This window comes from Mesorhizobium sp. WSM3862 (genome assembly GCF_002294985.1).
Lineage (GTDB): Bacteria > Pseudomonadota > Alphaproteobacteria > Rhizobiales > Rhizobiaceae > Mesorhizobium.
The window spans coordinates 160,493-183,747 of the sequence record NZ_NSGE01000003.1; the positions used below are offsets into that span (position 1 = coordinate 160,493).

Annotated in this window: 17 protein-coding genes and 1 pseudogene; 3 read left to right on the top strand and 15 right to left on the bottom strand. The window is 65.3% G+C overall.

Translation table 11 applies throughout. From position 1 onward, the window contains the following. Positions 1-147 precede the first annotated feature (147 nt). Complete coding sequence (locus CK224_RS09235) at positions 148-2,469, top strand: PAS domain-containing sensor histidine kinase (RefSeq protein ID WP_095781549.1); 2,322 nt, start codon at positions 148-150, stop codon at positions 2,467-2,469. Positions 2,470-2,517: 48 nt separating this feature from the next. Here the strand turns inward: CK224_RS09235 and CK224_RS09240 are convergent, their stop codons facing one another. The 12 genes from CK224_RS09240 to CK224_RS09295 all read right to left on the bottom strand — a co-directional run bounded on the left by CK224_RS09240 (position 2,518) and on the right by CK224_RS09295 (position 16,974). Then, a complete protein-coding gene (locus tag CK224_RS09240; protein ID WP_176477892.1) occupies positions 2,518-5,496 on the bottom strand; it encodes a bifunctional [glutamine synthetase] adenylyltransferase/[glutamine synthetase]-adenylyl-L-tyrosine phosphorylase in 2,979 nt (992 codons plus the stop codon). After that, the gene (locus CK224_RS09245) at positions 5,496-6,971 is read right to left on the bottom strand and encodes a HAMP domain-containing sensor histidine kinase (RefSeq protein ID WP_067320986.1); all 1,476 of its coding nucleotides are present in this window, start codon (positions 6,969-6,971) and stop codon (positions 5,496-5,498) included. The genes CK224_RS09240 and CK224_RS09245 overlap by 1 nt, the downstream gene beginning before the upstream one ends. Before the next feature lie 96 nt (positions 6,972-7,067). Beyond that, entirely contained in the window at positions 7,068-7,742 is a 675-nt protein-coding gene (locus CK224_RS09250) for a response regulator transcription factor (RefSeq protein ID WP_066997584.1), read from the bottom strand. Positions 7,743-8,098: 356 nt separating this feature from the next. Next, a complete protein-coding gene (locus CK224_RS09255; RefSeq protein WP_095781550.1) occupies positions 8,099-9,643 on the bottom strand; it encodes a Do family serine endopeptidase in 1,545 nt (514 codons plus the stop codon). A 120-nt stretch (positions 9,644-9,763) separates the two neighbouring features. Beyond that, entirely contained in the window at positions 9,764-10,228 is a 465-nt protein-coding gene (locus CK224_RS09260) for a cytochrome c-type biogenesis protein (RefSeq protein ID WP_095781551.1), read from the bottom strand. Next, positions 10,225-12,216 (bottom strand): heme lyase CcmF/NrfE family subunit, encoded by a 1,992-nt coding sequence (locus CK224_RS09265; RefSeq protein WP_095781552.1) that lies wholly within the window; start codon positions 12,214-12,216, stop codon positions 10,225-10,227. Before CK224_RS09265 ends, CK224_RS09260 begins: the two co-directional genes overlap by 4 nt. Continuing rightward, positions 12,216-12,659: a cytochrome c maturation protein CcmE gene (gene ccmE, locus CK224_RS09270; protein ID WP_066997599.1), complete on the bottom strand. Its 444-nt coding sequence runs from the start codon at positions 12,657-12,659 to the stop codon at positions 12,216-12,218. Before ccmE ends, CK224_RS09265 begins: the two co-directional genes overlap by 1 nt. Before the next feature lie 3 nt (positions 12,660-12,662). Continuing rightward, complete coding sequence (gene ccmI, locus CK224_RS09275) at positions 12,663-13,799, bottom strand: c-type cytochrome biogenesis protein CcmI (RefSeq protein ID WP_095781553.1); 1,137 nt, start codon at positions 13,797-13,799, stop codon at positions 12,663-12,665. Between the two features lie 116 nt (positions 13,800-13,915). After that, the gene (locus CK224_RS09280; RefSeq protein ID WP_095781554.1) at positions 13,916-14,353 is read right to left on the bottom strand and encodes a hypothetical protein; all 438 of its coding nucleotides are present in this window, start codon (positions 14,351-14,353) and stop codon (positions 13,916-13,918) included. Between the two features lie 163 nt (positions 14,354-14,516). Beyond that, positions 14,517-15,905 carry an ATP-binding protein gene (locus CK224_RS09285; protein WP_095781555.1) on the bottom strand — a complete coding sequence of 463 codons (1,389 nt, stop codon included), beginning with the start codon at positions 15,903-15,905 and terminating at the stop codon, positions 14,517-14,519. 22 nt (positions 15,906-15,927) lie between these two features. Beyond that, entirely contained in the window at positions 15,928-16,593 is a 666-nt protein-coding gene (locus CK224_RS09290; RefSeq protein WP_067320964.1) for a response regulator transcription factor, read from the bottom strand. An 81-nt stretch (positions 16,594-16,674) separates the two neighbouring features. Beyond that, the gene (locus tag CK224_RS09295; RefSeq protein WP_095777890.1) at positions 16,675-16,974 is read right to left on the bottom strand and encodes a hypothetical protein; all 300 of its coding nucleotides are present in this window, start codon (positions 16,972-16,974) and stop codon (positions 16,675-16,677) included. Between the two features lie 231 nt (positions 16,975-17,205). Here CK224_RS09295 and CK224_RS09305 point away from each other — a divergent pair, with 231 nt between their 5' ends. After that, positions 17,206-17,592, top strand: a complete 387-nt coding sequence (locus CK224_RS09305) for an ester cyclase (RefSeq protein WP_095781557.1) — start codon at positions 17,206-17,208, stop codon at positions 17,590-17,592. A 117-nt stretch (positions 17,593-17,709) separates the two neighbouring features. Here the strand turns inward: CK224_RS09305 and CK224_RS09310 are convergent, their stop codons facing one another. After that, positions 17,710-18,117 (bottom strand): DUF3168 domain-containing protein, encoded by a 408-nt coding sequence (locus CK224_RS09310; RefSeq protein WP_095781558.1) that lies wholly within the window; start codon positions 18,115-18,117, stop codon positions 17,710-17,712. A 260-nt stretch (positions 18,118-18,377) separates the two neighbouring features. On the opposite strand from CK224_RS09310, the gene CK224_RS09315 reads away from it, so the two are divergent. After that, positions 18,378-19,196, top strand: coding sequence for an NAD(P)H-binding protein (locus tag CK224_RS09315; RefSeq protein WP_095781559.1), 819 nt, complete (start codon positions 18,378-18,380; stop codon positions 19,194-19,196). A 2-nt stretch (positions 19,197-19,198) separates the two neighbouring features. Here the strand turns inward: CK224_RS09315 and CK224_RS09320 are convergent. Together CK224_RS09320 and CK224_RS09325 are read right to left on the bottom strand one after the other, a co-directional pair. Beyond that, positions 19,199-20,752: pseudogene (locus tag CK224_RS09320) on the bottom strand (trimethylamine methyltransferase family protein). A 12-nt stretch (positions 20,753-20,764) separates the two neighbouring features. Next, positions 20,765-23,176, bottom strand: coding sequence for an FAD-dependent oxidoreductase (locus CK224_RS09325; RefSeq protein ID WP_095781560.1), 2,412 nt, complete (start codon positions 23,174-23,176; stop codon positions 20,765-20,767). Positions 23,177-23,255: the final 79 nt, after the last annotated feature.

The following is a 23,255-nucleotide window of genomic DNA, read 5'->3' on the forward strand; positions in this document are numbered from 1 at the left end:
TCAGCAGTTTCGACGAATTTCAATCAACTTTTAATTTTTTTGGCCGCGCCTCTGGACAAGGCGAATCACCTTTGATTCCTTATTGACGATTCGGACGTGCGGCGTAGCCGGATCGTCAAGTATGCGGCAAATCGGGGAGTGCCATTTATGGCGAAGACGGACGCGTGGGGCGCGCCCGGAGGGAGAGCTTTTGCGCGTCGCGAGGCAAGGAGCGGCGGGCCTGCCGGCAATGCGCGTCTGATCGCCGAACCCGCCTACCAGCGGCTGCTGGCGGCGGAACCGCTGCTGCGCCGCTCCATCCCCGCACTGATCATCATCTTCCTGATTGTCATCGCCGCACTGCGCTTCCTGTCGCTGGTGAACGACCGCGACGAGGTCGAACGCGACGCCAAGTCGGTGCTGGCGTTAGCCGCCGGCCAGATGGCACAGGCGATTGCGGCCGACCCGAACGCAGCCGGCGTGAATGCGACGGACCTTCTGGAGAAGACCAGCCGCCAGGGCGCCATGGGCCGCAGCCACGTGCTGGCCATCACCGACGGCGCTTTCAAGATCGTCGCGGTATCGCCATTGTCGACCGGCTGGCAGGGACGCTCGCTGGACAGCCTGGTGCTCGGCGGCCAGCCGCTGTTCATGTTCGGCGACCGCGCCGGCGTTATGGATGTCAGCATCGGCGGCAAGGACTGGTTCGCCGCCGTCAGCCTCACCGGCGACCGCAACAACGCCGCGGCGGTGCTGGTGCCCAAGGAGGCGGTGTTCGACAGCTGGCGCAAGACGGTGTCGCTCAACGTCACGTTGTTCGTGCTGACGGCCGGCGTGCTGATCGTCATCCTTTACGCCTATTTCGGCCAGGCGGCGCGCGCCCAGGCGGCCGACCGCATCTATCTCGAAGCGCATCAGCGCATCGACATGGCGCTGGTGCGCGGCCGCTGCGGGTTGTGGGACTGGGACATGGTGCGCGGCAAGATGTACTGGTCGCGCTCGATGTACGACATGCTGGGCTACGAGCCTTGCGATACGATGCTGTCCTTCGGCGAGGTCGACGAGATCATCCATCCCGACGACGGCGACCTCTTCGAGCTCGCCAACCGCATCGTCGAGCGCGAGATCGACCATATCGACCAGGTGTTCCGCATGCGCCACGCCGACGGCCAATGGGTGTGGATGCGCGCCCGCGCCCAGGTGATCGACCCGGAAGCGCCCGAGATCCAGCTGATCGGCATCGCCGTCGACGTGACCGAGCAGCGGCATCTCGCGCTGCGCTCGGAAGCGGCGGACATGCGGCTGCGCACGGCGATCGAGAACATCAACGAATCCTTCGTGCTGTGGGATGCCGCCGAACGGCTGATCATGTGCAACTCCAAATTCCAGCAGGACAACGGGCTCTCGGACCGCGACGTGATGCCGGGCGCAACCCGCGACATGCTGGAGGAGCGCATGCTCGCCTTCGCCTCGGAGCGCAGGCTGGCCAACGCCAACGGGCCGCATGGCGGTGTGACGCTGGAGCGCCAGCTCGCCGACGGACGCTGGCTGCAGGTCAACGAGCTCAGGACCAGAGACGGCGGCATCGTCTCGGTCGGCTCCGACATCACCCAGATCAAGCTGCATCAGGAAAAGCTGGTCGACAGCGAGCGCCGCCTGATGGCGACCATCCACGATCTTAGCCTCGCCCGCCGGGCCGAGGAGGAACGCGCCAAGGAGCTGGTCGAGCTCAATCGCAAATACATGAAGGAAACCGAGCGCGCCGAGGCCGCCAACCGGGCGAAGTCCGAATTCCTCGCCAATATGTCGCATGAACTGCGCACACCGCTCAACGCCATAATCGGCTTCTCCGAGCTGATGCAGCAAGGCCTGTTCGGACCGCTGGGTTCCGAGCGCTACGAGGAATATGCCAGCGACATCAACGGCAGCGGCAAATACCTGCTCGGCGTCATCAACGACATTCTCGACATGTCGAAGATCGAGGCCGGCCAGTTCTCGCTTGACCGCGAGGAAATCGACCTCTGCCCGCTGATCAGGGAAACGGTTCGCGTCATCTCGCTGCAGGCGGCGGAGAAGTCGATCACGGTAGAGACGCGCATCGCCGATGCGATGCGGCTCTACGCCGACCGCCGCGCGATCAAGCAGATCGCCATCAATCTGCTCTCCAACGCGGTGAAGTTCACCGGACAGGGCGGCAAGATCACGGTCAGGGCGCGCAGCGCCTCAGGCGCGCTGGTGCTCACCATCGAGGACAATGGCTGCGGTATCCCGAAGCAGGCGCTGAGCAAGCTCGGGCGGCCGTTCGAGCAGGTGCAAAACCAGTTCTCCAAGAACCACACCGGTTCCGGCCTGGGCCTCGCCATCTCGCGTTCGCTCGCCGAACTGCAGGGCGGCGCGCTGAAGATTCGCTCCACCGAAGGCGTCGGCACGATCGTGTCGGTCCGCATCCCGCTGAAGAAGGCGCCGCCCATGGTCAAGGTGGCGGCTTAGTTGGCGCGCTGAAATTCGAAACGCCGGCGCCAAGGAATGACGCGTGGATTAACCTCGCGAGATCGACGCTCCCGCGCGAAGCAGAAGGTCGAAATCCTTCCGAACCTTCCGCGACGTCTCCTTGAGATGCGCTTCGAGCACACCGAAATCCGGCAGGTCGGTGGCCGCCAGAAGCAGATCAGAAAGCCCCGGCGGAACATCGTCGCGCTGGAACTCGCCGGTAAGGCAGAGCCTGATCATCTGGGTCAGCGCGAGATAGAGCCTCCAGGCCTCGCAAAGCTCGTGCCGAACATCAGGCGCCGCGTAACCGGGGGCCAGCCGCGCCAGCACTTCCGCCGTCGCGGTTGCCCGCCTACCAGCCTCGACCGCGCCGGTGATGACCGCGACCTGGGCGATGAATTCAAGGTCGATCAGGCCGCCGGGGATCAGCTTGATGTCCCAGAGATCGCGCGGCGGCTTTTCCGTGTCGATCAGCGCCCGCATCTCGGAGGCATCCGCCTTCACCTTGGCGCCGTCGCGCGGCTGGGCGAGAACCGCCGCAACCTCGTCCTCGACCTCGGCGCAAAGCGCTGCGTCACCGCCGATGGCGCGTGCTCGTGCCAGCGCCATATGCTCCCAGGTCCAGGCATCCTGCCGCTGATATTTCTTATAGGCGTCGACATGGGTGGCGACGGGCCCCTTGTTGCCGGAGGGGCGCAAGCGGAGGTCGAGTTCGTAAAGCACTCCCTCGGCCGTCGGCGCCGAGACGGCGGCGATCAGCCGCTGCGTCATGCGGGTGTAGTAGTGTGAGGGCGCCAGCGGCTTCTCGCCATCGGAGTCTTCCGCATCCGCGTCGTGGTGATAAAGCAGGATCAGATCGACATCCGAGCCGGCAGTGAGCTCGCGGCTGCCCAGCTTGCCCATGCCGAGGAGCGCGACCCTGCCCCCGGCAATCCTGCCATGGCGCAACGCGAACTCGGCGATGACTGCGTTGAGCGCCGCTTCGATCGTGAGGTCGGCCAGGTCCGAGAAGGCGCGACCGGCGCGCCCGGGATCGATGGAGCCCGCAAGCAACCGCACGCCGATCAGGAATTTCTGCTCGGAGGCGAAGATGCGCAGCCGGTCAAGCACATCCTCATAGGCGCGGTCTCCGTCGATGAAAGCCGCAAGCCGCGCCGACAGATAGGCACGGTCGGGCAGTTCCGCGAGCAACGCCGGATCGAGCAGACCGTCGAACACATGCGGGCGGCGCGTGATGATGGCGGCGAGCCGCGGAGCTGCGCCCATGATCGTCGCCATCAGCTTGAGCAGTGCCGGATTGGACTGCAAAAGCGAGAAGAGCTGGATGCCAGCCGGCAGGCCGGCGAGGAACTCGTCGAAGCGGATCAGCGCCTCGTCGGCGCGGCGCGTCTGGCCGAAGGCTTTCAGCAGCGCCGGCGTCAGTTCCGTCAGCCGCTCGCGCGCCTCCGCCGACTGGGTGACGCGGTATCGGCCGAAATGCCAGCCGCGAATGACACGGCAGATGTCGCTCGGCCGCTGAAAGCCGAGGCGATGCAAGGTCTGCAGCGTGTCGGGATCGTCGACATCACCGGTGAAGACCAGATTGCCGACGCCGGCCGACAGTTCGGGTGCCGTCTCGAACAGCGCCGCATAATGGCGTTCGACCTGCTGCAGCGAGGCGCGGAAAGCTTCCGCGAATTCCGCCTCGCCGGTGAAGCCGAGCATCAGCGCAATACGCTCCAGCTCCTCGTCCTCTTCCGGCAGGACATGCGTCTGCTCGTCGGCCACCATCTGGACGGCATGCTCGACACGGCGCAGGAACCAGTATTGCCGGGTGAGCGCATCGCGCGCATCGGCGGTGATCCAGCCGCGCACGGCGAGCGCGTCCAGCATCGGCACCGTTTCGCGGCCGCGCAGTTCCGGGAAGCGGCCGCCGGCAATCAGCTGCTGCGTCTGGACGAAGAACTCGATCTCGCGGATGCCGCCGCGGCCGAGCTTGACGTTGTGGCCTTTCACCGCGATCTCGCCGTGACCCTTGTGGGCATGGATCTGGCGCTTGATCGAATGGACGTCGGCGATCGCGGCGTAATCCATGTATTTCCGCCAAACATAGGGCTGCAATTCCTTGAGGAAGGCCGAGCCCGCGGCAAGGTCTCCGGCCACTGGCCGCGCCTTGATCATGGCGGCGCGCTCCCAGTTCTGGCCGCGGGCCTCGTAGTAACGAAGCGCCGCCTCGACCGGGATCGCCAGCGGGGTCGAGCCGGGATCGGGGCGCAGCCTCAGATCGGTGCGGAAGACATAGCCATGCTCCGTGCGGTCCTGCAGGATGCGCACGAGACGGCGGGTAAGGCGCGAGAACAGCTCCGTCGCATCGAGCGGATCGACCACCGCCGGCGCCTCCGGATCGAAGAAGACGACGAGGTCTATGTCGGAGGAAAAATTCAGCTCATGCGCGCCGAGCTTGCCCATGCCGAGCACAATCCAGCCCGAGCCGCGCGCCGGGTCTTCCGGATGGGGCAGCTTGAGCTTGCCCTGCCCGTGCGCGTCGAGCAGCAGGAAATCGACGGCGGCGCGTGTGCAAGCATCCGCCAGGTCGCTCAGACGGCGCACCGTCAGCGCGGTTTCGGCTTCGCCGGACAGATCGGCCAGCGCGACCAGGAAATGCGCTTCGACCTTGAACTGCCTGAGTTCCATCATCAGGCTCGATTCCGAAACATTGTCGGCCCGCGCAGCGCGATCGACCGCCTCGCCGATCTCGTTGAGACGCGCTTCGATCGTCTGGTCGAACAGCGTGTCGAGAATGGCCGGCCGGCGGCGGGCCGTATCACGCAGGAACGGCGACAGGTCGAAGATGGCGGCGAGCAATTCCTGCAGTGCTCCCTGGCCGGCGAGGAACGCGGCCAGACGCGGAAGGCCGTCTTGCTCGGCCGCGTCAGCGATCTCGGACAATTCCCTCCGGGCATGGTCGCCGCCGAGCGGGCGAAGCGCCAGCGTCGGTTGGAGTTGCCATTCCGTATCGATCTTCTTTTTTGCCATCCTGGCCGCCATCAATGCGTCTCCCGGGCCGGGAAACTCATGACTACGGACAATCCGGGATTGGCGGGCAGAAGATCAAGCCTGCCGTTATGGAAAGTCATGATCGCCTTGGCGAGGCTAAGGCCCAGACCCGAGCCCGGCTGCGAACGGCTCTTCTCCAGCCGCACGAAACGCTCGGTGACCCTGGCGCGGTCGGCATCGTCGGGAATGCCAAGGCCATTGTCGGAAACGGCGAGCTTGACCTCGCCGCCGATGCGCTCCAGCGTGACGCGCACTTTCGGGCTCTCGGCGGCGCCGGTCGAGTATTTGATGGCGTTGTCGACGATGTTCGACAGTGCCTGGCCGATCAGCTCGCGATTGCCGTTGATGGTCACCGCTTCCGGCACCGCGGTTTCCAGCACGACGCCCGCCTCTTCCGCCACCGGCTCGTAGAGCTCGACGACATCGCTCACCGTAGCGGCGAGGTCGACCGGGCCGGTTGTCTCGGAGGAATAGCCGGCCTCCAGCCGCGAGATCATCAGGATGGCGTTGAAGGTCTTGATGAGCTGGTCGGACTCGGCGATCGTTCCCTCCAGCGCCTGACGGTAGTCCGTCGTCTTGCGCTTGCCGGCAAGGGTGGCTTCGGCGCGGTTGCGCAGCCTGGTCAGTGGCGTCTTCAGATCGTGAGCGATGTTGTCGGAGACCTGCTTCAGCCCCTCGTTCAGCATGGCGATACGGGCAAGCATCGTGTTGAGGTTTTCGGACAGGCGGTCGAATTCGTCACCGGCGCCGGTCACCGGCAGCCGTCCGCTGAGATCGCCGCCCATGATGCGGCGGCTTGCGTCGGAGACGCTGTCGATGCGCTTCAGCGCGGCGCGCCCGACGAAGAACCAGATCAAGAGGCCGCCGAGCCCCATCATGCCCAGCGCAAGCATCAGCGCGCGGCGGATGACGGCGCGGAAGCGCTCGGGCTCGCCAAGATCGCGCCCGACCAGCAAGATCATCTGATTGGGCAGTCGCAGCACCAGCGCGATAGCGTTATGGCCTTCTTCGCCTTCCGACCGAGCGCTGCTGTCGCCCGGGGACGGCGCGCTCTGATCGGTGCCACCACCACGCAACCGGTCGAGTTCGCCCTCACCGAAGCGATGGTACGAAAAGGGCTCCGTCGTCCAGCCCTCGGTTTCGATGATTCCCGGCTCCAGGCTCTGCACATTGCCGGTCAGGATCTGGCCGTTGGCGTCGGCGATCAGATAGAGGTTGGCGCCAGGCTGGCGCGAGCGGGCTTCAACCACGCGCACCAGCAACGGCAGGCCGCCATTTTTGTATGCGCGAGCCAAGCCGAGGATCTCGTCGTTGATCGTGTCCTGGGTCTGCGCCGTCAGCATGCGCGCCGAGAGCGACGTCATGTAAAAGACGAGCAGCACGGCGCAGAGAGCGAAAAGCAGAAGGTAAAGCGCCGAGAGCCGGGCCGCCGTCGTCTTCATGATGGCCGGCAGGGAAAGAGCCATGTGCGCCTAGATCAGGATGACGATTGGCTGCACGGTAACCCCTTGTTGCAGCATCTTTTCCGAAACGTTCCCTGACTTTCGGTTTGGGATCATGCTCTAGCCGCCTTTCAGCATGTAGCCCGCGCCGCGGATGGTGTGCAGGATCGGTTTGTCGAAACCCTTTTCGATCTTGCCGCGCAGGCGCGAGACATGAACGTCGATGACGTTGGTCTGCGGATCGAAATGATAGTCCCAGACATTTTCCAGCAGCATGGTGCGCGTCACCACCTGGCCGGCGTGGCGCATCAGATATTCCAGCAGGCGGAACTCGCGCGGCTGCAGCGTGATCTCGCGGCCGGCGCGCTTGACCGAATGCGACAGACGGTCGAGCTCGAGATCGCCGACGCGGTAGACGGTCTCGGTTTCCCGGGCGCCGGCGCGACGGTTCAACACCTCGACGCGGGCAAGCAATTCGGAAAAAGCGTAGGGTTTGGTGAGATAATCGTCGCCGCCGGCGCGCAGCCCGGTGACGCGGTCGTCGACCTCGCCCAGCGCCGACAGGATCAGCACCGGCGTGGTGTTGCCGCGCGAGCGGAGCGCTGCGATCACCGACAGCCCGTCGCGGCGCGGCATCATGCGGTCGACCACCATCACGTCATAGTCGCCGGCGTCGGCAAGCGCGAAGCCGGTCTCGCCGTCCCCGGCGACATGGGCGGTGTGGCCCGCCTCGGCGAAGGCTTTCTGCAGGTAGTCCGCAGCCTCGCGGTCGTCTTCCATGACGAGAATCTTCATGGAGCCGTTATACGCGATTTCACTGGAAGGTTGAGGGGCAGCCATGACTCAGCGCCTTTGCGTTCGCCAGCCGCATGTCGTGATCCCAGACCGGTACCCACTTGCGGGCACCGTGCTTGGCAAGCGGCAGCGGGTGATGGGAAACCCGCTGCCGCAGGAGCGAAACACGGTGACTGGCTGACGTGCTCGGCCCCATGTTTTCCCGGCGGCGGCTCGGGGGTGTTGAAACCGCCGCAAGGAAAAGTCGCTGAGCAATTCCAGGAAAGGCGTGAAGCGGGTTGCCGTCCGGAATTGCGTCAAACAGAGAGTTAGAGCGGTTCTGCGTTCTCGAGGAGCGATTGAACCGCTCTATCAGATCAGCCCTTACCGACCGGCAGCGCGACGAAGCGGTTGCTATCGTCGCGGGTGATCTGCATCAGCACGGCCTTGCGGCCCGACTTGGAGGCATCGGTCATGGCCTTGGAAACGTCGTCGGTAGTGTTCACCTCGTTCGAATTGATCGAGGTGATGACGTCGCCGGGCTGAATGCCGCGGTCGGCCGCATCGCTGTCCGGATCGACATCGGTGACCACCAGGCCCTTGCCGTTTTCCGACTTGGTGACGGTGAGGCCGAGATCGGCAAGCGTATCGGCCTTGGCGGGAGCCGCCTGCTTGTTGCTGCCTTCGTTCGAGGCCTGCTTGTCGCTCGAAGGCAACGTGCCGAGGTCCACCTTGACCGTCTCGTTCTTGCCGTTGCGCCAGACAGTGACATCAACCGACTTGCCCGGCGCATAAGCGCCGATCATGCGGGCGAGTTCCTTCGGCGAGGCGACGTCCTTGCCGTCGACCTGGGTGATGACATCGCCGGCGACGATGCCGGCCTTCTTGCCGGGACCAGCGTCCTGCGCGCTCGAAACCAGCGCGCCCTTGTCCGACTTCAGGCCGAGCGACTCGGCAATGTCGGAGGTGACCGGCTGGATCTCGACGCCGAGCCAGCCGCGCTGGACTGAGCCGTTCTTCATCAGGTCTTCGACCACCTGCTTGGCGGTCGAGGCCGGAATGTCGAAGGCGATGCCGACACTGCCGCCCGACGGCGAGAAGATGGCGGTGTTGATGCCGATCACCTGGCCGTTGAGATTGAAGGTCGGACCGCCCGAATTGCCGCGGTTGACCGAGGCGTCGATCTGGATGAAGTCGTCATAGGGGCCGGCGCCGATGTCGCGGCCGCGGGCCGAAACGATGCCTGCGGTGACGGTGCCGCCGAGGCCGAACGGGTTACCGACCGCGACGACCCAGTCGCCGATGCGGATCTTGGAGTCGTCGGCGAAGTCGACATAGGTGAACTTGCCGCCGCCATCGACCTTCAGCACGGCGAGGTCGGTGCGCGGATCGGTGCCGATCAGCTTGGCGTCGAGCTCCTTGCCGTCATTGGTGACTACGGTGAAGTCGGAGCCTTCCGAAACCACGTGATTGTTGGTGACGAGGTAGCCGTCCTCGGAAATGAAGAAGCCCGAACCTTGAGCCACGGGGCGCGGCTCGCCATTGCCGTGGTTGCGGTGGTTGAAGCGGGGCATGCCGAACTGGCCGCCCTGATCGCCGAAGCCGCGGAACTCCCTGAAGAAGCGACGCAGCTGCGGATTGTCGGGCAGGTTGTCGAAGCCGTTCTGATCGTCGGAGCCGTCATCGGCCGTCGGCTGGATCTTGGCCTTCACCTTGACGCTGACCACCGCCGGCGAGACGCGCTCGACGACGTCGGCGAAGCTCGGAACCTGCGGAGCCTCGACACGCACAGCATCGGCCAGCACGGGCGCAGTGCCGGTGGCAAGCGCGCCTGCGCCGACCGCACCAATGACGGCCAGGGACGCGACAGCCGCGATCAGGCGCTTGCGGGTGCTTGAATATGAATCGGGGGCAATATTCATGGGTCTCGTTTCCTCTTTCGAAGTGGATGCGCTCAGGAGAGCATCCTCGGAAAAGAGACTTAGTGAGGCGCACATTACGGCGCCATTTCCGATATATGAAAATTTTGTAATGTTGGCGCTTTAATCGCGCAGCAGCTTGTCCAGCGCCGCCTGTTCCTCGGCGCTGAGCGTGCTGCCCGGCGCGCGGCGGCGCGAACGGGTGCTGAGCACGATGAAGATGCCGCCGGCCACAAGCAGAAGCGCCGGGGTGCCCCACAAAAGCGCGTTGCGCAGGCTGAAGCGCGGCTTCAAGAGAACGAACTCGCCGTAGCGCGACACGATGTAGTCCATCACCTGCTGGTCGGTATCGCCGGCGACGAGGCGCTGGCGCACGAGGATGCGCAGGTCGCGGGCCAGATCGGCGTCGGATTCGTCGATCGACTGGTTCTGGCAAACCATGCAGCGCAGGCCTTCGGAAAGCGCGCGTGCGCGAGCCTCCAGCGCCGGATCGGGCAGCACCTCATCGGGCTTCACCGCCTGTGCCGCGCCAGCGAAGACCAACGCCAGCAGGAGGATCAGCGGGGCGAGCGAAAACTTCGCTTTCATGTCGGGCTCGCGGGCAAGGCAGCGGCGGCCGGCTTGCGGCGCCTCGCCGGGGCGCCAACGCGCAGGCGCCGGTCGAGCAGCGACATGGCGGCGCCCGCCATCATCACCAGTCCGCCGCCCCAGATCAGCGTCACCAACGGCTTCCACCACAGGCGCACGACGACCGAGCCGTCCTTGCCCTCATCGCCGAGCGACAGATAGAGCTGGCTCAAACCCAGCGTCCTGATGCCGGACTCGGTCGTTACCGTCTGCCGCACCGGATAGAAGCGTTTAGCCGAGGTGATCTCGCCATCGGCGTTGCCATCGGCGCCAATCAGCAGGAAGCGGCCGCGCTCCTCAGTGAAGTTTGGGCCTTTCTGAGGAAACAGTCCTTCGAAGCGCAGCGTGTGGCCGGAAAGTTCCACCGTCTCGCCGGCGCGCATGGTAAGAATCTTCTCGGTGCCGAACGAAAGCGTGCCGACGATGCCGAGCAAGGTGAGCCCGAGGCCGAGATGGGCAAGCGCGGTGCCGAAGACCGAGCGCGGCAGGCCGGCAAAGCGTCTCAGCATGACGGCCGGCGCCACCGAGCCGATGCCCGACTTGACGGCAAGGTCGGTCAGCGCGCCGGCAACAAGCCAGACGGCGAGGCCGACGCCAAGCGCAGCGAAGACCGAGGCGCCATCGACGAACAGGCCGGTGACCAGCATCGCGGCGATCGCCAGCCCGAAGGCCGCCATCAGGCGCTGCGAGGCGGCAAGGACGTCGCCGCGCTTCCAGGCAAGCAGCGGACCGAACGGCACTATGGCGAGCAGCGGCAGCATCAGCGGGCCGAAGGTCAGGTCGAAGAAGGGCGCGCCGACCGAGATCTTGCCGCCGGTGATGGCCTCAAGCGCCAGCGGGTATAGCGTGCCGACGAGCACCGTCGCGGTCGCCGTGGTCAGGAACAGATTGTTGAGCACGAGCGCGCCTTCGCGCGAGATCGGCTGGAACAGGCCACCTGCGGTCAGGGTGGAAGCGCGCAGCGCAAACAGCGCCAACGAGCCGCCGATGAACAGCGTCAGGATGCAGAGGATAAAGACGCCACGCGCCGGATCGGTGGCGAAGGCATGCACGGAAGTCAGCACGCCAGAGCGGACAAGAAAGGTGCCGAGCAGCGACAGCGAGAAGGTGAGAATGGCAAGCAGCAGCGTCCAGATCTTCAGCGCCGAGCGCTTTTCCATGACGATTGCCGAATGGAGGAGCGCCGTGCCGGCCAGCCAGGGCATGAAGGAGGCGTTCTCGACCGGGTCCCAGAACCAGAAGCCGCCCCAGCCAAGCTCGTAATAGGCCCAGTAGGAGCCCATGGCGATGCCGCCGGTCAAAAACATCCAGGCGACCAGCGTCCAGGGCCGCACCCAGCGCGCCCAGGAGGCGTCGATGCGGCCTTCGATCAGGGCTGCGACCGAGAAGGAGAAGCAGATCGAGAAACCGACGTAGCCGAGATAGAGCAGCGGCGGATGGATGGCGAGACCGAGGTCCTGCAGGATCGGGTTGAGATCGCGGCCCTCGATCGGCGCCGGGTTCAGCCGGATGAAGGGATTGGACGTCGCCAGGATAAACAGGAAGAAGGCGGCGCCGATCATGCCCTGCACGGCCAGAACATTGGCTTTGAGCGTCGCCGGCAAGTTGGAACCGAAGACAGCGACGAGCGCGCCGAAGAAGGTCAGGATCAGCACCCAGAGCAGCATCGAGCCTTCGTGGTTTCCCCAGGTGCCGGTGATCTTGTAGATCATTGGCTGCAGCGAATGGGAGTTTTCCCAAACGCACGCCACCGAGAAATCGGAGCCGGCATAGGCGGTGGCAAGAGCGGTGAAGGACAGCGCGGTGAGCGCAAAGCCGGTGACCGCGACCGGGCCGCCGACCGCCATCAGCCGCTGGTTGCCGGCGCGGGCGCCGACCAACGGCACCAGCATCTGCACCAGCGACAGCGCGAAGGCGAGGACGAGCGCGAAATGTCCGGTCTCAACCATTATTGGCTCTTGCTCTCCTGCCAGACGCCCTTGGCTTTCAAGCCGTCGGCGACCTCCTTGGGCATATAGCGCTCGTCGTGCTTGGCTAAAACGCTATCGGCGACGAAGACGCCGTCCGGGCCGAAAGCGCCCTCGGTGATGACGCCCTGCTCCTCGCGGAAGAGGTCGGGCAAGATGCCGGTATAGGTGACCTTGACCGATTTCTGCTCATCGGTGACCGAGAAGGCGACGGTCGCGCCCTGACCGCGAACGATGGTGCCTTTTTCGACGAGTCCGCCAAGGCGAATGCGCTGTCCGGGCTGGACGGTTGCGGCGGCGAGGTCGGCGGGCATGTAGAAATACGAAGCCTTCTGGCCGAGCGCGTAGAAGGTAAGACCGGCAGCAGCGCCGAGGAAGGCCAGCCCTGCGAGGATCACCGACAATCGCTTCTGCTTGCGCGTCATGGCCTACTCCGTCGCCGTCACGCCGAGGGAGGCGGCAAAGGCGGTGAATTTCTTGGCCTGCTCGCTGTCGGCGCCGAAGACGGCAACCGCGCGACCGAGCGCGTCGCGCGCCCGGTCGGCCTTGCCGAGCACAACATAGGAACGAATGAGCCGCATCCACCCTTCCTCGTCGCGCGGATTTTGTTTCAGCCGGTCGTCGAGGCTGGCGACCATGGTCTCGATCATTGCCTGCCGGTCCTGCAGCGCCATCTGCTGCGCCGCCTCGACCTGCCCGGCATCCGGGCCGGTCGCCGGCTTGCCTGCCGCCGCCGGCGGCTCGGCCGTTTCGGCGAGCGCCTGCTGGACGGCGCTGCGCCAGGGCGAATCGGGCGCAAGCTGACCGAGCATCTTTTGCCAGGCGGCGGCGGCTTCCGCCTTCCTGCCTTCCTGGGCCAGGCCCATCGCCAGATAGAAATTGGCCTTGGCGTTGGCGGGATCGAGCTTCAAGGCCGCGTCGAAGGCGCCCTGAGCCTCGGCCGTGACGATCCCGCCGGCAGCGTTGGCGATCGCCTCGCCAAGGCCGGCCTGGCGCACGGCGCTGTCGCCGTCGAGGCGGATGGCGTTGCGATAGGCGGTCACCGCGTCGGCGTAGCGCTGCAGGCGCAGATAAACCGGCGCAAGCACGTCCCAGCCCTTGCCGTCCGAAGGGTTGGCGGCGAGATGCGCCTCGGCGCGGGCAACCAGCTCGTCGACCGAGGACTCGGCAGGGTTCTTGGCCAGCCGTTCGGCCAGCGGCTGGGAGGGCAGATCAGGCGAGCCGAGTGAGCCGTAGAGCCCCCAGCTGACCAGCGGCACCGCCAGCACGGCGGCGGTGGCGACCAGCCTTGCGGCGCGCGAAGGGCGCGGCGCTCGCGCGCTTGGCTGGCTGTCCGAGCCGAGACGCAGAATGCGGCGGCCGATCTCGGCGCGCGCTTCCTCCGCCTCACCCGGCTGGATGAGACCGCGCGCCATGTCGCGGTCGAGTTCCGAAAGCTGGTCGCGATAGACTTCGAGATCGTGATCGCCGGCGGTCGATGCGGCTTTCGTGCCGCCGGCCAGCGGCAAAAGCACCGCCAGGCTGGCGCCCAGCGTAAGGATTGCAGCTATGACCCAGAACAGCATGGCTATTCCAATAAAGGCAGAGCCCTGCCCTGCCAACACGGACGCCCTGCGACGCTTTGGCGGCAGACGCGCCGGCCGTCCTTGATCAATGTCAAATTGCGCCGATCGTTGCTAATTCAGGTCAGCGGCGTCCAGCTGCCGTCGGCATTGCGGCAGGCGGTGCCGCGCGCCGTGACGCCCGAACCGCTCGTGTAAACGGTGTGGGTGTATTGGCGGCAGTCCTGCGAGCCGACCCGGTAGGGCTGGGCGGCAACGACCTCGCCATAATGGGTCGAGCTGTCGCCCTTCCACGTCACCTTCTGGCCGCTGGCGTTGTATTCCAGCGCCTTGTACTCGGCCTCGAGGCCTTTGCGCTTTTCGGCCTCGCTCAGACCCGAACCGATCGATCCGCCGATGAGCCCGCCATTCATGGCCGCGACGATGCCGACTCCCACCTTACCGGCGGCCGGCGGCGTGGCGACGGGCGTGACCGGAGAGGTCGGGCCGGTCCTGCCCAGCGTGGTGCAGCCCGACACGGCCATCAGGGCGGAAACGAGCGCAACGCGAATCTTCATGCCAGCAACCGGTTCTCTTGAGCGGGATGGGCTTCTTGGGCGAAAAGCACTTCTGGAGCGAGATGGATCGGGAACCGCGCCAGCGGGAAGGATAGCGAGCCCATAGTATTGATATTTGTCGGAAATTTGGCCGCAAGCGGCCGCACGGAAACCGATAAAGACATTATTGAAGGCTCCGCAATCTTACCACCGCCCTCAAGCCGCCCATGCTGGACCGTTCCAGCGCCAGGGCGCCTCCATACTCGTTGACGAGGTCGGCGACAATGGCCAATCCAAGCCCCGTTCCCGGCTTCGTCTCGTCGAGTCTCTTGCCGCGTTTCAACACTTCCCGCGCGCTGTCCTCGGGAATGCCGGGGCCGTCGTCCTCTATGACGATTTCAAACAGGTTGGGGCTTCCGGCAACGGTAGCGACCGAGACGGCAACGGCGCTTTTCGCCCATTTCATGGCATTGTCGAGGAGATTGCCGAGCAATTCTTCAAGATCCTCGCGCTCGCCGGCAAAGACGATCCCGGCGGCCGGCGGCGACAGCGAAAGCTGTGTCTGCGGGTTGAGCTTGCGCAGCACGCGCACCATGCGCTCGACCAGCGGCGCCACCGGCGTGCGGAAGACGACGCTGTCGCGCTGGGCGGCGACGCGGGCGCGCTGCAGATAGTGGTCGACCTGCTTTTGCATCGAGGCAGCCTGCTCGGCGATGAGCTCGCCCTTGGCGCCGCCGAGCGCGCGGCCCTCGTTGATCAGCACGGCAAGCGGCGTCTTCAGGGAATGGGCGAGGTTGCCGACCTGGGTGCGCGAGCGCTCGACGATGCGCCTGTTGTTCTCGATCAGCGCATTGGTCTCGCTGGCCAGAGGCTCGATCTCGGCCGGGAAGCGCCCGTCGAGCCGCTGCGCCGTGCCCTCGCGCACCATGGCCAGCGCGTTGCGCACGCGGCGCAAAGGCTGCAAGCCGAAAAGGATGGCGATGGCGTTGATGGCGATCATGCCGACGCCGAACAGTGACAGATAGGTGAGCAGCCGGCGCTGGAAGCTCGCGATCTCCTGCTCGAGCTCGCTGTGATTGCCCATGACGCGGAAGCGCGCGGCGCGGTTCTTGGCATCGAGCACGAACTCGCTCTCGAAAACCTCCAACTCCTCGCCCTTGATGCCCTCGGTCGAATAGCTGCGCTGGAAGTTCGCGTTGAACGGCACCTCGGCGACGCTCGGCGACAGGATCGAGGAGGTCATCGAGGAGGAATGGAGTTCGCCGTGAACGTCTTCGGAGGCCGGCTCGACCGACCAGTACCAGCCGGAATTCGGCTCCGAGAAGCGCAGATCGCCAAGGTCGGGCGAGCCGATGAGCGCGCCATTGTCGGAAATGCCGACTGAGCCGATCAGGTTGAACAGATGCGCCGAAAGCAGACTGTCGAAGCCGCGCTCGCTGGCCTGGCGGTAGAGCGTGGTTATGAGCGTGAAGATGACGACGAGCGTCAGGATCGCCCAAATCGTGGAAAAGGCGATGACGCGGAAGGTCAGCGAGCGCGGCCAGAGCCGCAGCTTTGAAAGCCACGTTCTCATCGTCGGCTTCAGCGGTTCCGCGTCACGCCTCCGGCTCTCGCATGCGATAGCCCATGCCTCGCACGGTTTCGATCATGTCGATGCCCATCTTCTTGCGAAGCCGTCCGACGAACACCTCGATGGTGTTGGAGTCGCGGTCGAAGTCCTGGTCATAGAGATGCTCGACCAATTCGGTGCGCGATACCACCTCGCCCATATGATGCATCAGATAGGCAAGCAGCCGAAACTCGTGGGAAGTGAGCTTCAGCGGCACGCCGTTGACGTCGGCCTTGGAGGCCTTGGTGTCGAGCCTCAGCGGCCCGCAGGTGAGCTCGGACGAGGCATGGCCGGCGGCGCGGCGGATCAGCGCCCTCACTCTGGCCAACACCTCCTCGATGTGAAAAGGCTTGGTGACGTAGTCGTCGGCGCCCGCATCGATGCCGGCAACCTTGTCGCTCCAGCGGTCGCGCGCGGTCAGGATCAGCACAGGCATCTTGCGACCGCCGCGGCGCCAGCGCTCGACGACGCTGATGCCGTCCATCTGCGGCAGGCCGATGTCGAGGACGACAGCGTCGTAAGGCTCGGTGTCGCCGAGGAAATGCCCCTCTTCGCCGTCATAGGCGCGGTCGACCACATAGCCGGCATCGACCAGCGCATCCGTAAGCTGCCGGTTGAGATCCTTGTCATCCTCGACGACGAGCACGCGCATGGTTCGTAGCCTGTTGAAGGGTGGAGGTATAGGCCGATTCCGCCGGCCAGGAAACTTAAGCCTGTTAAAGGGAATTGGGCGTCAGTCCAGCGGCACCACGATCTCGGTACGGCGCGGCCGCTGGCCCTCCTTGCCCGGGACCAGTACCACGATCACGCAGACCTGCTGTCCGCCGCGCGTGGCCTGCGAGGCCTTGGCGAGCGTGCCGCCGTTCTGCGCGGCGATCTGTTGGCCGATTGCATAGCAGTCGCTGGCAGCAAGCACGAGCGGCTGATCGACCGATGGCTCGACGAGCGGCATCGCCGTCGCCTGCGACGCAAAAATCCCGGCTGCGGCAAGCGCCAGCGTCGCGGCGCGAGTAAGGGAGCGGAACGTTTTCATGATCACGGTACTAACGCATTTGTGCTGAACATGAAATGAACGGTGAACGGCCGAAAATCCATGCCCGCCATACCCCCTACCCGCGAGACGAACAAATGCGAGTCCAACTGCCTGGGCTCATCAGGACCAGCATGGATTGATAGCCGGAAAATCACGGGCGCGGCTACGGTTTTCGCGGCTAGCATATGCTCTAATTTGCGCCGTGAAGCAGTTGAGGACGGGGAGAATGCCATGAGCCATGACGACCTTGCCAGTCTCTACAAGGGCTACATTGCCTGCCTCAACGAACAGGATTGGGACAATCTCGGCCAGTTTGTCGGCGAGGAGGTGCAGTATAATGGCGAGACGGTGGGGCTTTCGGGCTATCGCCGCATGCTGGAAGGCGATTTTCAGGCCATTCCCGATCTGCGTTTCAACATCGAGCTTCTGGTTTCAGAGCCACCACGCGTGGCGGCCCGTCTGCATTTCGACTGCAGGCCCAAGGGCATGCTGTTCGGCCTGGCGGTGAACGGCAGGCGAGTCACCTTCGCGGAGAACGTCTTTTATGAAATCCAGGACGGGCGAATACGCGAGGTCTGGTCTGTCATCGACAAGGCCGCCATCCAGGGCCAGCTCTAGAGAAGTCCAGCGTTTCAAGGAAACGCGGAATTGCTCTAACTCTTTGTTTTTTTCGTACTTCCGGACGGAAAACCGCTACGCACCTTTCCTGGAATTGCTGAAGGAAAAGCTGGTCTCTCAGGCACCTTCTTGCGTCAGCGCGCGGAAGCGCAGCAGCCCGTGGTGCACCGCGAGATCGTCGTCATAGCGCGCCTCGGCGAATTCCAGCGACAGCCGCGTCTGGCCACGCGGGCCGATCGAGAGGGCCGCGCCGTCGAGGCGCGCCTTGATGCTGTCCATGATGAGCCGCGTCTCGGCCTCGCCCTGCGCCTTCGACCAGATGTGGAGCGTGATGAGTTGGTCGTCGTTGTCGTCGGCGCCGGTGTCCAGGTCGAAGGCGCTGGTGCGACCGTAGGTGACGTGCGGAAATGCGGCCTTGGCGTCGGCGCGCTCGAGCAGGCCGGCGCCGCCCAACAGCGCCGACAGCGACGCATCGGTCTTCAGTCGCAGGAACAAGGCCTGCATCAAATCGCCAGGCGCCGTCATATGTGCTTCCTCTCGCCTGCCTTGTCCTCATCGCAGCGTAGCCGCCTTGCACCCGTTTCGCCAGATCGTCAGGCGGCGGCTTGAGGCAATGCCATCAAGCCTGATCACCGTTGCCTGATCCCTGATCACCACAGTTACGAAACGGATGACGGCGCACAGGCGCCTCATCACCGATCTCGCGGCGATAGACAAGCAAAACCGGGCGGCTGCCGAGAGTTTCGGGGGCGAGCCGCACCATCCGCGGTTCCGGTTCGGCGGGCATGCAGGGCATCACGCGTGTCACGATGTGGGGCGACACGGTTTTTGAGGAAGGCGCCGCGCAGGGTCTGGTGGAGCAATGCGACTACGTCTACACAAGGCTGCTGCCCGGCTGGGGCGCCAGTCGCTTTCGCCGCAGGGCGCAAGCCTGGCTGACGAGCGGGGCAGACTGGCCAGGGAGGCCGGAGATGAAACTTCTGATCTTTGGCGCCTCGGGCGCGACCGGCCGCGCTCTCGTCTCGGGGGCGCTGGCGGAAGACCATCTGGTCACCGCCTTCGTCCGCACGCCGCGCAAGCTCGCCATCAGCCACGACCGTCTGAGCGTGACCGTCGGAGACGTCGCCGACTGCAAGGCGGTGGAGGGCGCGATTGCGGGTCACGACGCGGTGTTGAGCTGCCTCGGTGTCGGCGTGCCATTGAAGCACGACGCGGCGGTGATTGCCGGTATCGGCTTCATCGTCGAGGCGATGCAACGGAGCGGGCCAACCCGGCTCATTTATCAGTCCTTCCTCGGCGTCCGCGACAGCCGGCGGCAATTGGGGCCGCTGCTCGGCGGCATCGTCGTGCCGCTCGTGCTGCGCCATGAAGCGGCGGATCACGAAGCGAAGGAAAGGCTCATCACGCAGTCCGGCCTCGACTGGACGATCGTGCGACCGCCAAAGCTCGGCAACGGTCCAGCCACCGGCCGGTTCCGCCACGGCCACGGCATCCGGGCCAGATCCTTGTTGCCGACGCTGGCGCGCGCCGACGTGGCGGCCTTCATGCTCGATCAAGTCAGCGACAAGACCTATTCGCGTACAGCGGTTGCCCTGCTGCCTTGACCTCACGACACCGGTGCCGCGCCGCCCTCTTCGGTGCGACGTGCGATGAACTCGTCGAGCACGCCGGCGGTGGCGGCAGCGGATGCGGGCGGCTGGAAATCGGAAAGAATCCGCTTCCAGATGCCGGTGGCGCGCTCCGTCGCGGTCTTGCCGCCGGATTGCGTCCAGTTGCCGAAATTCGACCAGTCGGCCACCAGCGGTTCATAAAAGGCGGTACGGTAGCGGGCCATGGTGTGGGCGGCCGAGAAGAAATGGCCTCCGGGCTGCACCTCGGCAATAGCGTCGAAACCGATGGCGTCGGCATCACCCGGTGTCGTGGCGCAAAGCTCGGCGACGGTCTGCAGCGCCTCGATGTCAGTGATCAGCTTTTCGAAGGAGACGCTCAAGCCGCCTTCCAGCCAGCCTGCGGCATGGATGCAGACCGTGGCGCCGGCAAGCACCGAGGCCCATAGCGCGAACTGCGTCTCATGCGCTGCCTGCGCGTCGGAGACATTGGCGGCGCTGCCGCCGCCGGAGCGCCAAGGCAAGCCGGTGAAGCGCGCGAGCTGGCCGGCGCCCAAGGTCGCCTTGATGTGCTCCGGCGTGCCGAAGGCCGGCGCGCCCGACTTCATGTCGACATTGGAGGAAAACGAGCCATAGACCACCGGAGCGCCGGGGCGCACGATCTGGGCGAGCGTCAGCCCCGCCAGCGCCTCCGCATGCTGCAGGGTCAGCGCGCCGGCGACCGTGATCGGCGCCATGGCGCCCGCCAGGCAGAAGGGCGTGATGATCGACACCTGGCCGAACCTGGCGAAGTCGATGATGCCTTGCGCCATCGGGATATCGAGCTGGCGCGGCGAATTGGTGTTGATGACGGTGTAGCAGTAGGCGCCGTTACGAAATTCCTCCTACGAGAGGCCGCGCGCCAGCCGGACCATCTCGAAGCTGTCCTCGACCTGCGGTGTGCCGCGGGCGAAGACGAAGGGGAACTTGTCGGACAAGGTGAGCTGCGCGCGGCCGGTGGCAAAATGGCGAAAGCGCGTGTCGACGTCCTGCGGCTCGATGCAGGGGCCGAGCATATGCAGCACGTCGAAATGCTGCAGGAGCTTCATGAATTCCTCGAAGGCGGCGAGCGTGCCGGGCCGCCTTCCGCGCTCGAGATCAGTGACGTTGGGCGCGCCGGAGCCGGCGAGGAATGTCATGGACCCAAGCTCGAGGATAAGGTCACGGGAGCGGGCGCCGCCATAGGCGGGGATTGAGCGCGGCGCGGACGCCAAGCCTGCCTCGACCATGTCGCGGCCGATCCGCACCATCTGGCTGTCCTCGTCGACCAGGGCGCCGGCCTTGGCAAGAATGGCGCGCGCCTCCGGCAGCAGCACCTTGATGCCGAGTTCTTCCAGCACGCGCAGCGCCGTGTCGTGGATCGCGGCGGCCTGATCGTCGGAAAAGACCGGCTGCGGCAGGAACGGATTCTTCAGCGAACGATAGTTCGGGCGGCGGCTCGACTCGCTGCCGGCCTCGCCGGTACGTCCACGCCGGCGTTCGCGCCTCTGATCGCGTGCGGCTTCGTCAATCATGCCCAATCCTCCCTATTGCCGCATTGCCTCGCCCTTGGGGTCATAGGTCGAGGCCGCGATGACACGCGCCGGCCGTTCGACGCCGACAATGTGTACGGAAAGTTGCGTCCCCTCCCCGGCGAAATCGTCATCCACCAACGCCAGGGCGACGCTCTTGCCGACCGTGTAGCCGTAGCCGCCGGAAGTGACGAAGCCGACGCGGCGTCCCTTGTGCCAGACAGGCTCGAAACCGCTGGCGTCGGCGTCGACGGCATCGACTTCCAGGGTCACGATCCGCCGGGCGACGCCCGCCTTGCGCTCCTTGAGAGCTGCTTCGCGGCCGACAAAATCGCCCTTGTCGAAGTCGACGAACCGATCGAGCCCGGTCTGGCCGGGCGTGTAGCCTTGGGTAAATTCGCGCGACCAGATGCCGAAACTCTTCTCCAGCCGCAGCGCGTTGAGCGCGTAGTAGCCGATCTCGGCGAGACCAAGATCTTCGCCGGCGGCGAGCAGCGTCTCGCGCAGCGTCCCGTGCAGGGTGGCCGGGCAATTGATTTCGAAGCCGAGCTCGCCGGCGATCGACAGCCGGGCGACCCGGGCGCGAACCATGCCGATGTCGAACTCGGCGCAGGCCATGAACGGCAGGGTTTTGGCGGAGACGTCCTGGTGCGTGGTGCGTTCGACGACCTTCCTTGCATTCGGCCCGGTCACCAGGAAGCCGGACATCGCGTCCGAGATGTCGTTAACCGAGACGCCGTCCGCCATGTGCGCCTCGAACCAGCGCATGTGGAATTCGCGCAGGTAATAGGAGCCCATGATCCAGTAGTCGCCGCCGCCCCAGTTGAGCACGGTAAGGTCGCCCTTCAGCCTGCCGTCATGGCCGAGCATCGGGGCAAGCTTCGCGCGCCCAGGCTTCGGCAGTTTGCAGGCAAGCAGCCGGTCGAGCCAGGCCTCGGCGCCGGGACCGGACACGGCGTAGCGCGAGAAGGCCGTGGTGTCGACGAGGCCGGCGGCGCGGCGCACCTGCAGCACCTCATCGCCGACGATGTCGAAGGCGTTGGAGCGCTTCAGCGTCGTCTCCTCGCGAAAACCCATTGGCGCGAAATAGGCCGGGATTTCCAGCCCCCATGAGGCCGTCCACTCGGCGCCGACCGCGCTCATGCCGTCATAGGCGCCGGGCCGCTTCAGCGGCCGGCCCGCCGGCAGCCGCTCGTTGGGGAAGGTCATGACGAAGCGACGGGCGTAGAACTGGCGCGTGGTTTGCCTGAGATACTCGCGGTTGGCGGCGAAGGCGCCGTAGCGGGCGATGTCCATGCCGAAGATGTCGGCCTGCGGCTCGCCGTAGATCATCCATTCGGCCAGCGACTTGCCGACGCCGCCACCCTGGCTGAAGCCGGCCATGACGCCGCAGGCGACCCAGTAGTTCTTCAAGCCACGCACCGGGCCAACCAGTGGATTGCCGTCGGGGGTGAAGGTGAAGGCGCCATTGACCCATTTGCGGATGCCCGCCTTGGCCAGGCAGGGGAAGCGCTGATACGCCTTCGAAAGCTCCGGGCTGATGCGGTCGATGTCCTCGGGGATCAGCTCGATGCCGTAGTCCCAGGGCGCACCGTCCATGTTCCAATGTTTTGGGTTCTGCTCGTAGACACCGAGCAGCACGCCTTTGCGCTCCTGCCGAAGATAGGAGAAGCCGTCGAGATCGACGGCAAGGCCGAGCTCCTTGTCGAGCGCAGCGACCTCCGGAATGTCCTCGGTGACGAAATAATGGTGCTCCATCGGCGTCACCGGCAGGTCGACGCCTGCCATGAGGCCGACCTGCTTGGCCCATAGGCCGCCGGCGTTGACGACATGCTCGGCGACAATCGCGCCCTTCTCCGTAACCACATCCCAGTCGCCGTCGGCGCGCTGCCTGAGCTCGATCACGCGGTTGCGCAGGATCACATCGGCGCCGCGCTTCTTTGCGGCGCCCGCATAGGCGTGCGTCGTGCCGTAAGGGTCGAGATGGCCTTCGTTGGAATCGTAAAGGCCACCCAGCACATCGCTGACGTCGACGATCGGGCAGATCTCCTTGATCTCCTCGGGCGTCACCAGGCGGGCCGTCTCGATGCCGACCGACTGGAACACCGCCCAGGCCGATTTCAGCCATTCCCAGCGCTGCGGATCGCTTGCCATGTTGACGCCACCGGTCATGTGCAACCCGGCATCCTGGCCGGACTCGGCCTCGATCTCGCGGTAGAGCTTGATCGTGTAATCCTGCAGCGCCGCGACATTGGGGTCTGCGTTCAGCGCATGGAAGCCGGCCGCCGCGTGCCAGGTCGAGCCGGCCGTCAGCTCGGCGCGCTCGATAAGCGCCACGTCGCTCCAGCCGAAGCGCGTCAGGTGATAGAGCACCGAGGCGCCGACCACGCCTCCCCCGATGACGACCGCCCGGTAATGCGATTTCACGAGCCTCTCCCTCTCGTTAGAGAGCCTTACGATACACCTCCTGTACACAAGTGTCTAGACACAAGTGTACAGGTCGCTT

Coding starts and splice junctions, on each gene's coding strand:
- CK224_RS09235 (WP_095781549.1), top strand. CDS start 148: ATGGCGAAGACGGACGCGTGGGGCGCGCCCGGAGGGAGAGCTTTTGCG.
- CK224_RS09295 (WP_095777890.1), bottom strand. CDS start 16,974: ATGAAAACGTTCCGCTCCCTTACTCGCGCCGCGACGCTGGCGCTTGCC.
- ccmE (WP_066997599.1), bottom strand. CDS start 12,659: ATGACGCGCAAGCAGAAGCGATTGTCGGTGATCCTCGCAGGGCTGGCC.
- CK224_RS09290 (WP_067320964.1), bottom strand. CDS start 16,593: ATGCGCGTGCTCGTCGTCGAGGATGACAAGGATCTCAACCGGCAGCTT.
- CK224_RS09285 (WP_095781555.1), bottom strand. CDS start 15,905: ATGAGAACGTGGCTTTCAAAGCTGCGGCTCTGGCCGCGCTCGCTGACC.
- CK224_RS09265 (WP_095781552.1), bottom strand. CDS start 12,216: ATGGTTGAGACCGGACATTTCGCGCTCGTCCTCGCCTTCGCGCTGTCG.
- CK224_RS09255 (WP_095781550.1), bottom strand. CDS start 9,643: ATGAATATTGCCCCCGATTCATATTCAAGCACCCGCAAGCGCCTGATC.
- ccmI (WP_095781553.1), bottom strand. CDS start 13,799: ATGCTGTTCTGGGTCATAGCTGCAATCCTTACGCTGGGCGCCAGCCTG.
- CK224_RS09240 (WP_176477892.1), bottom strand. CDS start 5,496: ATGGCGGCCAGGATGGCAAAAAAGAAGATCGATACGGAATGGCAACTC.
- CK224_RS09280 (WP_095781554.1), bottom strand. CDS start 14,353: ATGAAGATTCGCGTTGCGCTCGTTTCCGCCCTGATGGCCGTGTCGGGC.
- CK224_RS09315 (WP_095781559.1), top strand. CDS start 18,378: ATGCAGGGCATCACGCGTGTCACGATGTGGGGCGACACGGTTTTTGAG.
- CK224_RS09250 (WP_066997584.1), bottom strand. CDS start 7,742: ATGAAGATTCTCGTCATGGAAGACGACCGCGAGGCTGCGGACTACCTG.
- CK224_RS09260 (WP_095781551.1), bottom strand. CDS start 10,228: ATGAAAGCGAAGTTTTCGCTCGCCCCGCTGATCCTCCTGCTGGCGTTG.
- CK224_RS09310 (WP_095781558.1), bottom strand. CDS start 18,117: ATGACGGCGCCTGGCGATTTGATGCAGGCCTTGTTCCTGCGACTGAAG.
- CK224_RS09245 (WP_067320986.1), bottom strand. CDS start 6,971: ATGGCTCTTTCCCTGCCGGCCATCATGAAGACGACGGCGGCCCGGCTC.
- CK224_RS09305 (WP_095781557.1), top strand. CDS start 17,206: ATGAGCCATGACGACCTTGCCAGTCTCTACAAGGGCTACATTGCCTGC.